This is a genomic window from Kocuria sp. NBRC 114282 (genome assembly GCF_030268385.1).
Lineage (GTDB): Bacteria > Actinomycetota > Actinomycetes > Actinomycetales > Micrococcaceae > Kocuria > Kocuria palustris.
In genome coordinates, this window is record NZ_BSQO01000003.1 from 1 (window position 1) to 12,892 (window position 12,892).

Annotated in this window: 10 protein-coding genes, 1 pseudogene and 1 riboswitch; of the genes and pseudogenes, 9 read left to right on the forward strand and 2 right to left on the reverse strand. The window is 71.7% G+C overall.

The genetic code is table 11. From position 1 onward, the window contains the following. Positions 1-124: 124 nt before the first annotated feature. A pseudogene (locus QSJ40_RS06245) lies at positions 125-879 on the reverse strand (helix-turn-helix domain-containing protein); the annotation flags it as partial. A 186-nt stretch (positions 880-1,065) separates the two neighbouring features. Here QSJ40_RS06245 and ndk point away from each other — a divergent pair. The 3 genes from ndk (at position 1,066) to QSJ40_RS06260 (ending at position 4,141) form a co-directional block, all read left to right on the forward strand. Further along, a complete protein-coding gene (ndk, locus tag QSJ40_RS06250; RefSeq protein WP_285729600.1) occupies positions 1,066-1,479 on the forward strand; it encodes a nucleoside-diphosphate kinase in 414 nt (137 codons plus the stop codon). A gap of 186 nt (positions 1,480-1,665) precedes the next feature. Beyond that, complete coding sequence (locus QSJ40_RS06255) at positions 1,666-3,318, forward strand: AMP-binding protein (protein WP_285729602.1); 1,653 nt, start codon at positions 1,666-1,668, stop codon at positions 3,316-3,318. A gap of 64 nt (positions 3,319-3,382) precedes the next feature. After that, complete coding sequence (locus QSJ40_RS06260) at positions 3,383-4,141, forward strand: SDR family NAD(P)-dependent oxidoreductase (protein ID WP_285729604.1); 759 nt, start codon at positions 3,383-3,385, stop codon at positions 4,139-4,141. A gap of 192 nt (positions 4,142-4,333) precedes the next feature. Here QSJ40_RS06260 and QSJ40_RS06265 read toward each other — a convergent pair whose 3' ends face one another. Next, positions 4,334-4,996 carry a vitamin K epoxide reductase family protein gene (locus QSJ40_RS06265; protein ID WP_285729606.1) on the reverse strand — a complete coding sequence of 221 codons (663 nt, stop codon included), beginning with the start codon at positions 4,994-4,996 and terminating at the stop codon, positions 4,334-4,336. 415 nt (positions 4,997-5,411) lie between these two features. Here QSJ40_RS06265 and QSJ40_RS06270 point away from each other — a divergent pair, with 415 nt between their 5' ends. From QSJ40_RS06270 to rpmA, 6 genes are all read left to right on the forward strand, one after another. Beyond that, positions 5,412-9,092 carry an Rne/Rng family ribonuclease gene (locus QSJ40_RS06270; protein ID WP_285729609.1) on the forward strand — a complete coding sequence of 1,227 codons (3,681 nt, stop codon included), beginning with the start codon at positions 5,412-5,414 and terminating at the stop codon, positions 9,090-9,092. 128 nt (positions 9,093-9,220) lie between these two features. Further along, a riboswitch (TPP riboswitch) is annotated at positions 9,221-9,319 on the forward strand. Next, positions 9,310-10,221: a hydroxyethylthiazole kinase gene (thiM, locus tag QSJ40_RS06275; protein ID WP_285729611.1), complete on the forward strand. Its 912-nt coding sequence runs from the start codon at positions 9,310-9,312 to the stop codon at positions 10,219-10,221. It overlaps the preceding riboswitch by 10 nt. Continuing rightward, positions 10,218-10,877, forward strand: coding sequence for a thiamine phosphate synthase (gene thiE / locus QSJ40_RS06280; RefSeq protein ID WP_251715411.1), 660 nt, complete (start codon positions 10,218-10,220; stop codon positions 10,875-10,877). The genes thiM and thiE overlap by 4 nt, the downstream gene beginning before the upstream one ends. After that, the gene (gene thiD, locus QSJ40_RS06285) at positions 10,874-11,725 is read left to right on the forward strand and encodes a bifunctional hydroxymethylpyrimidine kinase/phosphomethylpyrimidine kinase (protein WP_024290601.1); all 852 of its coding nucleotides are present in this window, start codon (positions 10,874-10,876) and stop codon (positions 11,723-11,725) included. Before thiE ends, thiD begins: the two co-directional genes overlap by 4 nt. A gap of 291 nt (positions 11,726-12,016) precedes the next feature. Continuing rightward, entirely contained in the window at positions 12,017-12,328 is a 312-nt protein-coding gene (gene rplU, locus QSJ40_RS06290; protein ID WP_006214638.1) for a 50S ribosomal protein L21, read from the forward strand. An 88-nt stretch (positions 12,329-12,416) separates the two neighbouring features. After that, positions 12,417-12,674, forward strand: coding sequence for a 50S ribosomal protein L27 (gene rpmA / locus QSJ40_RS06295; protein ID WP_006214639.1), 258 nt, complete (start codon positions 12,417-12,419; stop codon positions 12,672-12,674). Positions 12,675-12,892: the final 218 nt, after the last annotated feature.

The window sequence follows — 12,892 nt, forward strand, 5'->3', positions numbered from 1 at the left end:
TCGCGCCGTGACTGAACTGCCATCCTCGTGGCTCTCTCCCGAAGCTCGTCGGGGTACTTCCTCGGTGCTGCCATGCTCCTCATCCTCCCGTGGATTCAGAGCCTCCACCAGACCCGGGGCGATTCAGGGCCTGCACCGTACGGGTGAAGTCGGCGGCACGGTAGTTGTTCCCGTTTCCGTGACCACCCGTTCCAGCTCGGTGATCCCGTGCGCAGCGAAGAACACCCTGGCCCGGGAGAAGAACCCGATCGTGGTCCCGGCCTTCTCATCGGGCAGGGCCTCGGTGTAGGTCAAGCGCGTGTGCGCATCGATTGCCGAGTGCAGGTACGTATAGCCGACACGGCCCTGGCGCTTGGAGGCCAGGGCCGCCTGGCTGCCGCGGCCATGGGCCCACCAGCCCCCGCCATCGGGGATGCGCCCGAGCTTCTTCACGTCCAGGTGCACCATCTGCCCGGGCCTGCTCGTACGGATGCGCTGCGGGGCTCGGCGCAGCTGTTCCCCGGCCGGGGTGAGGTCGCGCAGTCGGGAGATCCCGAGTCGGTGCAGCCACCGGCCCACGGTGCGCAGATGCAGCTGATGGCCTTCGGCGCGCAGATGGTAATGGATGCGCCGGGCTGGCCACTTCCGTTCCCGCCGCAGCTCTTCGATCCGGACGATGAGCCGCGGATCGAGCTGGCTGGTGGCCGTGTGCGGACGACTGGAGCGGTCCTTCAACCCCGGCCGCCCTTCGGCGCGATAGCGGGCCACCCAGGTCGTGACGGTCGGGCGCGAGACACGGAACTCGGCGGCCACGTGAGCGATCGGGATGCCGTCGTGCAGGTGGCGTTCGACCATGCGCAGACGCCCGGTAGGGGTCAGTGGTGCATTAGCGTGGGGCATGAGCGGGCTCTGTCTTTCCGTGGATGGGTCGTGTAGGAACTTCCATCCTGCGGCGAAGAGCCCGCTCGCCTCATCTGAGCACGCCGTTGGTGACAAGAACCTCATGCCCCACAACACCTAGGGTGGTCCCGAAGACCTGAACACCGCGCCCGTCCAGGGCGCACGGCAGAGACGGAGAAGCACCGAATGACCGAGCGCACCCTCATCCTGGTCAAGCCCGACGGCGTCGAGCGCGGCCTGACCGGCCAGGTCCTGGCCCGGGTCGAGGCCCGCGGCTTCCGCCTGGCCAAGCTCAAGAAGCTCGACGCCACCCGCGAGATCCTGGAGCAGCACTACGCCGAGCACCAGGGCAAGCCGTTCTTCGAGCCGCTCGTCGAGTTCATGATGTCCGGGCCCGTGGTGGCCGCCGTGTTCGAGGGAGAGTCCGTGATCGAGTCCTTCCGCGCCATGGCCGGGGTGTCCGATCCGGTCAAGGCCGCCGCCGGGACCATCCGCGGCGACCTGGCCCGCGACTGGGGCGAGAAGGTCCAGAAGAACATCGTGCACGGCTCCGACTCCTCCGAGTCCGCCGAGCGCGAGATCGGCATCTGGTTCGCCTGAGCTGAAGTCCTCCGCAGCATCACGACGGCCGCACCGATCCGCTCGGTGCGGCCGTCGTCGTACCTGCCGCGCCGCGACGCGCCGGTGGGGTGTGAGCCGTTGCACACTCACGGGGCGCACCAGTAGGTTGCTGAAGGTCCCGTGCACGCGCGCACGGAAGACGATCCCACCCTCGAAGGAGACGCCGTGAGCACCCCGGAGCGCAGGGCTCAGGACCTGCTGGAGCAGGTCAGCGGCACCGGCATCCCGGTCGCGCACCTGCTGTGCGACCGCCACGATCCGCAGGCCGTGGCCTTCACGGTCGTCGAGCAGGACCTCTCCCGCCGCGATCTGACCTACGGGCACCTCACCGAGCGCTCGCAGCGCGCGGCGGCGGCACTCGCCGAGCTCGGAGTGGGACCCGGTGACCGGGTCGCCACGCTGATGGGCAAGGGCGAGGACCTGGTGGTGACGCTGCTGGGCATCTGGCGCCTGGGCGCGATCCACATCCCGCTGTTCACAGCCTTCGCCCCGTCCGCGATCGCCCAGCGGCTGCTGCCCAGCCAGCCTCATGTGGTGGTGTGCGACGCCTCCCAGCGCTCCAAGCTGGACTCCGAGCAGCTGCGCGGCGAGGACGCCGGCTGGACCGTCGTGACAGCCGACGACGGCTCCGGCGAGCCCGTCGTGGCCCCGACGCTGGAGCAGCTGATCGAGCAGCAGCAGGCAGGCCTGCCGGCAGCGCTTCGCGACGGCGACGATCACCTGGTGCACATCTACACCTCCGGAACCACGGGATCGCCCAAGGCGGTCCCGGTCCCAGTGCGCGCGCTGGCCGCGTTCGGCATCTACCTCGAGTACGGTCTCGACGTGCGCGCGGACGACGTCTTCTGGAACGCCGCCGATCCCGGATGGGCCTACGGCCTGTACTACGGGCTCATGGGCCCGCTGTCCATGGGGCGGGCCAACATCCTGCTGCGCGGCGGCTTCAGCCCCGAGCTGACCTGGCGGCTGATCGCCGAGCTCGGCGTCACCAACCTCGCGGCGGCTCCGACCGTGTACCGGGTGCTGCGCTCCGGGTCCGCTCCGGACCAGCCTCTGAGCGTGCGCGTGGCCTCGTCTGCCGGAGAGCCCCTGAACCCGCAGCTGGTCGAGTGGGCCGAGCAGCATCTGGGCACGGCCATCCGCGACGACTACGGCCAGACCGAGATGGGCATGTGCATCGTCAACGGCTGGCACCCGGACGTGCTGCGTCCGATCGAGCCCGGCTCCATGGGCCGGCCTCTGCCCGGATTTGCAGCGCAGGTCCTCGAGCTCGAGGCGGATCGGCCCGCCCCTGACGACGAGCCCGGCCGCCTGGCGATCGTCCTGCCGGACAGCCCCCTGATGTGGTTCACCGGCTACGTGGACGAGCCCGAGCGCACAGCGCAGCGCTATTCGCGCGACGGGAGCCTGTATCTGACCGGGGATCTGGCCCGCAGGCTGTCCTCGGGGGCGTTCGCCTTCACCTCGCGCGACGACGACGTCATCCTCATGGCCGGGTACCGGGTGGGCCCGCTCGAGGTCGAGTCGGCGCTGATGGGCCACCCGGCCGTGGCCGAGGCAGCCGTGATCGGCGTGCCCGACGAGCTGCGCGGCGAGGTCGTGGAGGCCTTCGTCGTGCTGCGCGACGACGTGCAGCGGGCGGACGGCCTGGGCGAGGAGATCGCCCGGTTCGTGAAGACCGAGTACGCCGCGCACGCCTTCCCGCGCAGGGTCCACCTGGTCGACGAGCTTCCCAAGACCCCGTCGGGCAAGGTCCAGCGCAATGTGCTGCGCGCCCAGCGCAAGGAGCAGGGCGCCGGGGTCGGCGAGCGCTCCTGAATCCCGATCCCGCGCCCAGCGCTCATCGATACCCGAACCTGGACGAGAACCCCAAGGAGAGACCATGCAGCTGAAGGACACCGTCGCCCTCGTCACCGGAGCGGCCTCAGGACTCGGCGCGGCCACCGCGGCCGCGCTCGTCGCCCAGGGAGCCACCGTGTACGGGGTGGACCTGCAGCCCTCGATCGACAAGGCCGAGGCCCAGGACGGCGTGCACCTGATCGCCGCCGACGTCACCGACCCCGAGGCCGTGCAGGCCGCCGTGCAGGAGGCGGCAGCGGCCGGCCCGCTGCGCCTGGCCGTGAACTGTGCGGGCATCGCCCCGGGCCAGCGCATCCTCAGCAAGAAGGGCCCCCACGACATCGGGCTGTTCCAGAAGGTCGTGGAGATCAACCTGATCGGCACCTTCAGCGTCATGACAGCTGCGGCCGCCGCCATGGCCGAGCTCGAGCCGGTCGACGACGACGGCCAGCGCGGCCTGATCGTCTCCACCGCCTCCGTCGCAGCCTTCGAGGGCCAGATCGGGCAGGCCGCCTACGCGGCCTCGAAGGGCGGCGTCCACGCGCTGACGATCTCGGCGGCCCGAGACCTGGCCTCGAAGGGCATCCGTGTGTGCACGATCGCCCCGGGAATCGTCGAGACGCCCATGATGGCCGGGATCGACCCGGACTTCCGCGCCGGGCTGGAGGCCACCGTCCCGTTCCCGGCGCGCCTGGCCCGCCCGGATGAGTACGCGCGCCTGGTGAGCATGCTCGTCGAGCACGACTACCTCAACGGCGAGACGGTGCGCATGGACGGCGCGCTGCGCATGCCGCCGCGCTGAGCACTGGGAAGTCCCCTGAGCGGATTGCGGAGGTTCGGGCGCAGCCCTAGGCTGTGGGTCCCTCCCGATCGCCGACGGATCGTCCTGCGGTCCGTGCAGATGCGGGGGAATGACAGTGCGAACGCCCCGGAAGTTTTCTTCCGGGGCGTTCGCTCTTCTGCATCGCAGCTGCTCCAGGGCAGCCGTGGGGGATCAGCCGAACATGGTGCCGGAGAAGCGCACCAGCACGGCGCCGAAGATGATCACCACGATCAGCACGGCCGCGCCCATGCTCCACAGACCGGAGCTCGAGCGGGCGGCCGCCGAGCCCGGAAGCACCCCGGTGCGCACGCTGCGACCGATCGTGGACATCAGCAGGAACGGGTGCACCAGCCACACGAGCATGCAGTACAGGCACAGGGCGTTGATCTGGAAGGTGGCCTCGAACCACAGCCAGATCAGGAAGACCTGGCCCAGGAGCTGACCGACGATCAGACCCCACCAGAACCAGTTCCGGAACCGCGCCCCGGCCAGCACGGCCACGGCGATCACGATCACGACCGCGTAGGCCACCAGGCCGATCAGAGGGTTCGGGAATCCGAAGACCGCCGCCTGGTCGGTGCGGATCACCGTGCCGCACGAGAGCACCGCATTGATGTCGCAGGCCGTGGTGTGCAGCGGGTTCTCCAGGATCTGCAGCTTCTCCCCGACCAGCGAGATCGAGGCGTACAGCCCGGCGGCTGCAGTGATCAGGGCCAGGATCGCCCAGCCGAGGTCGCCTTCAGGGCGAGGGGCGGTGGGCTCGGAGCCCTGCTCGGCGGCGCTCGCGCGGCTCAGCTCGTCGGTGGGGGGTGCCTGGGTGTCTCGAGTCTTCACCCTCCCGATCCTACGGGGGTCGTGCCCGAGACCGGGGTCGTGGTGATCACCCCGGGATCGGACGTGATGTGCCTCATTCGCGGGGAGCCCTGTGTCAGAATGAGAGCGGTCCTCCTTCGGCCGCACCCGTGGGAGGGTCCGTCGACGGCTCCGACCCGGTCGGCGCGGCCGCAGCTCTCGGAAGGATCGAGCGCGTCCGCCGCCCGGACAAGATCGGCCGTGAGCAGGGTCCTACAGGGCCCGCCCCGGCGACTCGGATCCGTGACGGCCTGCGCGCCCGGCGATCAGCGCCCCCGCGCAGCGCACACACACGACTTCTTGCAGCAGCCGCGCGACCCCTCGGGGCCACGCACGGCGCTCACGACCGGGGGACCGCCGGGTGCGGACGGCTGGTACCCGCAGGAGCACAGCACACATGGCATCAGAGCAGGCACAGCCCGAGTCGGACTCTTCACCGGAGGACTCGAACGTCCCGGCGGAGAGCCCCTCCACCGATTCCGCTGACCCGTCGGCCCAGACCGAGATCGACCTGGGCGCATCGGCTCAGGACACCCCCACGGAACCCCGGGCGACCACCGCTGAGACGGCGTCGGCGGAGACGGCATCCGCTGAGCCGGCCTCGACGGATCCCGCCCCGTCGGCGGACGCCGGGACCAAGCAGGCCGAGGCCGGCGGCAAGAAGAGCCTGACAGACCAGACCGAGCAGACGGAGTCGGCGCAGGACGAGGAGTCCCAGCAGGAGGGCGAGCGCGTCGAGACCGAGGGCCAGGCCGCCGAGCAGGCAGATCCGGCGCAGACCGCCTTCGAGGCGCTCGAGTCCGCAGAGCACACGCAGGAGCAGGCCAGCACCACGATCCTGCGCACCGCGCCGCTGGGCGGCAGCGAGCAGACCCAGGAGGCGCAGAGCCAGCAGCAGCCGGCCCAGCAGGAGCCGGCCCAGCAGGAGCCGCCGCAGCAGGGCAAGGACGAGGAGACCAAGGACGAGCAGCCGGCGGCGGATCCGTTCGCCGCGTTCGGCGCGGCGTCGGCCACGTCGCTGCTCTTCCACGCCCCGGCCCCGGAGGACGTCGCCGCGGCACGGGAGCGCGCCGAGCGCGAGCGCGAGGAGGCTCGTCTGCGCGAGGTGCAGGAGGAGGAGCAGGCCGAGGAGGCCGAGTATGAGGACCCGGAGCCCGGTGCGGGGGTCACGAGCCGACGTCGGCGCAGGCGCCGTCGCGGCTCGGAGGATCTGGAGCTGATCGGCGGGGACGACGGCGACCCGGAGCAGACCATCACGCGCATCCGCACCGCGCGCGTGGTCGACGGCTCCGCGCCCACCACCGTGCAGTCGGTCAAGGGCTCCACGCGCCTGGAGGCCAAGAAGCAGCGTCGTCGCGAGTCGCGTCAGACCGGGCGCCGCCGCCAGGTGATCACCGAGGCGGAGTTCCTGGCTCGTCGGGAATCGGTCGAGCGGACCATGGTGGTGCGGCAGAAGAACGACCGCATCCAGATCGGCGTGCTCGAGGACGGGATCCTCGCGGAGCACTTCGTCTCGCACACCCAGCAGGACTCGCTGATCGGCAGCGTCTACCTGGGCAAGGTCCAGAACGTGCTGCCGTCCATGGAGGCCGCCTTCGTGGACATCGGCCGCGGCCGCAACGCAGTCCTCTACGCCGGCGAGGTCGACTGGGACAAGGCGAGCCTCAACGGTGCGGCCAAGCGCATCGAGAATGCGCTGAAGCCCGGAGACCCGGTGCTCGTGCAGGCCACCAAGGACCCGGTGGGGCACAAGGGCGCGCGCCTGACCAGCCAGATCTCCCTGCCGGGGCGCTACCTCGTGTTCGTGCCCGGCGGCTCGATGACCGGCATCTCCCGCAAGCTGCCCGACGTCGAGCGCCAGCGGCTGAAGAAGATCCTCAAGGATCACCTCCCGGAGGGTGCGGGCGTCATCGTGCGCACCGCCGCCGAGGGGGCTTCGGAGGAGGAGCTGACCAACGACATCAACCGCCTGCGCACCCAGTGGGAGCAGATCCAGGAGAAGGCGGCCCAGGGCAAGACGCTTGCGCCGGAGCTGCTGTACGCCGAGCCGGATCTGACCATCAAGACCGTGCGCGACGTCTTCAACGAGGACTTCACCGCCATGCACGTCCAGGGCCAGGAGGCCTGGGACGGCATCGAGGCCTACGTGACCTACGTGGCACCTGACCTGCTGGACCGCGTCCACCGCTGGGAGAGGGACGAGGATCTCTTCGCCCACTACCGGGTGGACGATCAGATCTTCAAGGCACTGGAGCGCAAGGTCATGCTGCCCTCGGGCGGCTCCCTGGTGATCGACCGCACCGAGGCCATGACCGTCGTCGACGTCAACACGGGCAAGTTCACCGGCTCCGGCGGCAATCTCGAGGAGACCGTCACCAAGAACAACCTCGAGGCGGCCGAGGAGATCGTGCGGCAGCTGCGCCTGCGCGATATCGGCGGCATCGTGGTCATCGACTTCATCGACATGGTGCTCGAGGCCAACCGCGACCTCGTGCTGCGGCGCCTGGTCGAGTGCCTGGGTCGCGACCGCACCAAGCACCAGGTCGCCGAGGTCACCTCGCTGGGGCTCGTGCAGATGACCCGCAAGCGCATGGGCACCGGCCTGCTCGAGGTCTTCTCGGAGGACTGCGAGGCCTGCGACGGCCGCGGCGTGGTCGTCCACGATCACCCGCTCAAGGGCCGCAGCTCGGGCTCCTCGGACAACCGGCAGGGTCGCAACGACCGCAAGCGCAGCCGTCGTCTCCCGGGCGCTCAGGACGAGCAGCGTCCGCGCGCCGAGGATCCGGAGCAGGCAAAGCGCGCACAGGCCACCCGAAGCGCCCTGGCCGCGATCGCCTCGGCCAGCGGCCACGACACCGACTCCTCCGCCTCGGCAGGAGAGCGGACGGAGGCAGCCTCTGCGAGCGAGCCCGCCGGGGACCAGGAGTCCCAGGGCCAGCGCCCGCAGGAGTCCCAGGACTCCCGCGAGAGCGGCAAGCGTCGTCGCAAGCGCCGCGGCAAGCGCTCGCGCGGCCGCGGTCAGGACGGCCAGGCCCCGCAGGACCAGAACGATCAGGACCGCAGCGACCAGGCCCAGAGCGACCGGCAGGACTCCCCGCAGGCCGATCCGGGGCAGGGCCAGGACACCGGCGCCCAGGCAGAGCAGGGCCGCGGTGAGTCAGACGGCCGCTCCGGGCAGCGCCGGCAGCGCGGTGAGCGCTCCTCCGGCCGTGGCGGCCGCGGCCGGTCCGAGGCGCAGTCCGGGGCCCGCTCCGAGGATGAGACCCGCTCGCTGATCGAGGCGCGCATCCGAGCGGCCTCCGGCGAAGCCCCCGAGCGGAGCACCTCGGGCGAGGACGCTGCAGAGCAGGCCCCCGCGGCCCAGGCCATGGTCGGCGACCCCGCGTCCCCGGAGGTGCGGGAGCTGAGCCGTTCGAGCTCGCGCCGAGACTCGGCCGAGGGCTCCGAGGGCCGTCGTGAGCGGCGCTCGCGCACGGCGCGCAGCGAGTCGAAGGACGCCGCTCAGGGCGCATCGCAGGGCGAGCGGGCGGCGGCTGCTCAGCAGCAGCGCCGCAGCCGCACCGCGGCCGCTCCGCAGGCTGCCCCGGAGTCGGTGCAGGCGCCTGCCGCACCGGCGGCTCCCGCCGTCCAGGGCACGGCCACGGTGCGCGGTGCGGACGCGGAGCAGGCCGCCCCGGTGCGCCAGCGGGCGCGTCGCTCGCGTCGTGCGGCGGCTCCGGCGGGCACGCCCGAGGTCCCGCAGCCGGCTCCTGCGGCTCCGGCCGCCTCGGCGACCGTGACCGCAGGCAGCGCCTCGGTGGTCTCGACCTCCGAGGGAGCCTCGCAGGTGACGATCAACGGCGAGGTCATCGAGCTGCCGCAGGGCCAGAGCGCCGCCGAGGCGCTGGGCGCCGGGGGCTCGTCCGGCTCGCAGCTCGAGTCGCTGGCCAGCTCGCTGGGCGAGCGCGAGCCCGGTGCCGCCGGTCCGCGCCGTCGCCCGCGCCGCTCGCGCCGCGCCAGCGCCCCGGAGGCCGCCCCCCAGGCGGGTCCGGCGCAGGATGGCGGGGACGCCTCGCAGGGTGAGCACGAGCACTCCTGAGCGCAGTCGGCGCCGGTGATCGGCCGGCGCCGACAGGACGACCCGGTCGCATGACGGCCGTCTCCCCGAGAAGGGGAGGCGGCCGTCATCGTCTTCGCCCGGGCAGCCGGATCATGGGTAGACTGAGCAGGCACGACACGGGGTGCCGCCCGAGCAGGCGGCTGAGAGCACACCCGTCGAACCTGAACTAGTTCGCACTAGCGGAGGGATTGTCGCCATGACGCACAGTCGCACCCTGAATCCATCGCACGACGCCTCCGGGCCGGTCTCGGCCCGGATGGCCCAGCTGCTCGAGCAGCTGCGCAGCACGCGCCCCCTGGTGCAGTGCCTGACCAACACAGTGGTCTCCAACTTCACCGCCAACGCCCTGCTGGCCCTCGGCGCCGCTCCGGCCATGACGGACATCCAGGGGGAGGCCGGGCCGTTCGCCGAGATCGCCGATGGCATGCTGATCAATCTGGGCACTCCCGATCCCGAGCAGCGCGGCGCCATGCGCGAGGCCGCTGCCGCCCGGCAGGCCGGAGGCCGACCCTGGGTGCTGGACCCGGTGGCGATCGGCTCGCTGCCGATCCGCACCGCCCTTGCCGCCGAGCTGCTGGAGTCCCGTCCCGCGGTGATCCGCGGCAACCCCTCGGAGGTCCTGGCTCTGACCGGAGGGGCCGGGGGCCGCGGCGTCGACACGACGGATGCCCCGGAGACAGCGGTGCAGGCCGCCCGGCAGCTCGTGTCGGCCGGTTGCGCCGATGCCGTGGCCATCTCCGGGCCCGTCGATCTGATCGTCTCCGCGTCGGGGACGCTGCGCGTGCCGCACGGTCACGAGCTGCTGACCCAGGTGGTGGGCGGAGGGTGCGCCCTGGGCTCCGTGATCGCGGCCTTCGCTGCCGTCGCGCAGGACCCCGCCGACGCCGCCGCGGCCGGGAGCCTGGTCTGGGGACTGGCGGCCGAGGACGCCGCCGATCGCTGCCAGGGCCCGGGGTCCTTCGCCGTGCATCTGCTCGACGCCCTGGCCGGGCTGCGCCCCGAGGACGTCGCCGAACGGTGCCGCGTCGAGGCGGAGGCGGCCGGCGCACCGAGCGCCGCGGACGGTGCCGCCGCCGGGGCGGGTCAGGCAGAGGAGGCCGGGCGATGAGCCCCCGATTCGACCCCGCCGCACTGTCGCTCTACCACGTCACCGACCCCCAGCTCAGCCGGCCTCGCAGCGTCCCCGAGGTCGCGCGGCTGGCTGTCGAGGGCGGGGCGAGCATGATCCAGGTCCGGGCCAAGGATGCCTCCGGACGCGAGCTGCTCGAGCTGCTCGAGGCCGTCGTGTCGGCCGTCGACGGCGCGGCCCCGGTGGTCGTGGACGATCGCGTGGAGTGCCACCTGGCCGCACGCGCCCGGGGGATCGCCTGCGACGGCGTCCACATCGGCCAGTCGGATCTGCCTCCGGAGGACGCCCGCCGGCTGTGCGGCCCGGAGGCGATCATCGGCCTCTCCGCCGCCTCGGAGGCCGAGATCGCCGCCGCAGCGGGGCTGCCCCCGGCAACGGTGGACTATCTGGGCATCGGCGCGGTGCGGGCCACCGCCACCAAGCCCGACGCCCCGCAGCCGCTGGGCATCGACGGCTTCGCCCGGGCCCGAGCCCTGAGTGCCCTCCCGGCCGTGGCCATCGGCGGGATCCGGCCGGAGGACGTCGCGGGGCTGATGGCCGCAGGTGCCGACGGCGTGGCCGTGGTCTCCGGGATCTGCGCGGCTGCCGATCCGCGCCTGGCGGCGCAGACCTACCGACGGGAGATCCAGCGATGAGCACCATCAGCCCGCGCGCCGTCCCGCGCGTCCTGTCGATCGCCGGAACCGATCCCACCGGCGGAGCCGGAGTGCACGCGGACCTGAAGACCATCAGCGTCCTGGGCGGCTACGGCATGGGCGCGATCACCGCTGTCGTCTCCCAGAACACCTGCGGAGTGCGCTCGATCCACACCCCGCCGCCGGAGGTGCTGAGGGATCAGCTGCTGGCCGTCTCCGACGACGTCGTCGTGGATGCCGTGAAGATCGGCATGCTGGGCAGCGCCGGTGCCGTCGAGGTCGTGGGGCAGTGGCTGCAGGAGCAGAAGCCGCCGCTGTGCGTCATCGATCCCGTCATGGTCGCCACAGCCGGTGGGACCCTGCTGGAGTCCGAGGCGCTCGGCGCCGTCCTGGAGCTGCTGGGCTCCGCCGACCTGGTGACGCCGAATCTCACGGAGCTCGCCTCCCTGCTGGACCGGGCGCCGGCGCAGGAATGGTCCGAGGCCCTTGAGCAGGGACGGCGGCTGGCCGATCGGCTGGGCGTGCTCGTGCTCGTCAAGGGCGGGCACCTGCCGGGGGAGCGCACCCCTGATGCGCTGGTCGCGCCAGGGCAGGAGGAGCCGGTGGCGCAGTGGGACGCAGCGCGGATCGACACGAGCTGCACCCACGGCACGGGCTGCTCCCTCTCGAGCGCGATCGCCGTGCTGGCGGCGCGCTCGGGGCGTCTCCCGGAGTCCGTGGAGGCGGCGCGGGGCTGGCTGCGCGGAGCGCTCGAGCATGCCGAGGAGCTCGAGGTGGGGCGGGGCAGCGGTCCCGTGCACCACGGGCACCACCTGGCACCGGCCCTGCGCGGGATGCTCGGGGCGTGATCCGGATGACGACTCGCGCGGGGGCGATGTCCTTGTCCGCAGCGGTGACGATGGAGTAATCTGCTTGCTCAGTGCCATGCCGCATGACCCCTCGCGACACCGTCCATGTCGTGAGTGCGGGACTTCGGAAGGCACACCCGGGTGCAGCTCCTGACCGCTGAGAAGCCGCGTCGGCCGTACTGTCTCCATCCCACTGGCAGGCCGACGCCACGGTGATCTCGGCGTCGTCAGTCAGGCAGGAGCGTCTGCGCCCCCAGACAGTGATTTCTACTCGAGAGAAGTGAGTTCCCCGTGGTTTACGCGATTGTCCGCGCAGGCGGCCGCCAAGAGAAGGTTGCCGTCGGCGACCTCGTGACCCTCGACCGTGTCGCCGGTGAGACCGGCAGCACCCTTGAGCTCCCCGCGCTCCTGCTCGTCGACGGCGACAAGGTGACCTCCGAGGCCGAGAAGCTCTCGGGCGTCAAGGTCACGGCCGAGGTCGTCGAGAACCTCCGCGGCCCCAAGATCCGCATCATGAAGTACAAGAACAAGACCGGCTACAAGAAGCGCCAGGGTCACCGTTCTGAGCTGACCACCGTGAAGGTCACCGACATCAAGGCCTGACCCACCCGGTCACCCTCTCCACACTCCATGGGTCCGCCCGAGCCTCCGCGGCTCGAACCGGACCGACTAGCGAAAGCAGGCAGCAGCCATGGCACATAAGAAGGGCGCAAGCTCCACCCGCAACGGCCGCGACTCCAACGCCCAGTACCTGGGCGTCAAGCGCTTCGGCGGCGAGTCCGTCAACGCCGGCTCGATCATCGTGCGTCAGCGCGGCACCCACTTCCACCCCGGTGAGAACGTGGGCCGCGGCAAGGACGACACCCTGTTCGCCCTGGCCACCGGTCAGGTGGCCTTCGGGACCAAGCGCGGCCGCAAGGTCGTCAACGTCCTCGCAGCGGCTGAGTGACCCGGCGACCGCTGCAGCGACCCTGAGGGGGCGCTGCAGCGGTCGCTCGACGCGGGGTCATCCGCGTCACGCTCACCATGAGGAGTCAGAGGGTGGGTGCCACGTGCGCCCGCCCTCTCTTCCGTTTCAGGACCCCGCCGGCTGAACGCCTGGCGGAACGCACATCTCGGCGCCCTCGGGCGCCGATCAGCTGCCGGCGCGGGACGCCCGGCAAGGAA

Excerpts from the sequence above, each read along its gene's own strand:
- ndk (WP_285729600.1), top strand. The coding sequence starts at position 1,066 with ATGACCGAGCGCACCCTCATCCTGGTCAAGCCCGACGGCGTCGAGCGC.
- QSJ40_RS06260 (WP_285729604.1), top strand. The coding sequence starts at position 3,383 with ATGCAGCTGAAGGACACCGTCGCCCTCGTCACCGGAGCGGCCTCAGGA.
- QSJ40_RS06270 (WP_285729609.1), top strand. The coding sequence starts at position 5,412 with ATGGCATCAGAGCAGGCACAGCCCGAGTCGGACTCTTCACCGGAGGAC.
- thiM (WP_285729611.1), top strand. The coding sequence starts at position 9,310 with ATGACGCACAGTCGCACCCTGAATCCATCGCACGACGCCTCCGGGCCG.
- thiE (WP_251715411.1), top strand. The coding sequence starts at position 10,218 with ATGAGCCCCCGATTCGACCCCGCCGCACTGTCGCTCTACCACGTCACC.
- thiD (WP_024290601.1), top strand. The coding sequence starts at position 10,874 with ATGAGCACCATCAGCCCGCGCGCCGTCCCGCGCGTCCTGTCGATCGCC.
- rpmA (WP_006214639.1), top strand. The coding sequence starts at position 12,417 with ATGGCACATAAGAAGGGCGCAAGCTCCACCCGCAACGGCCGCGACTCC.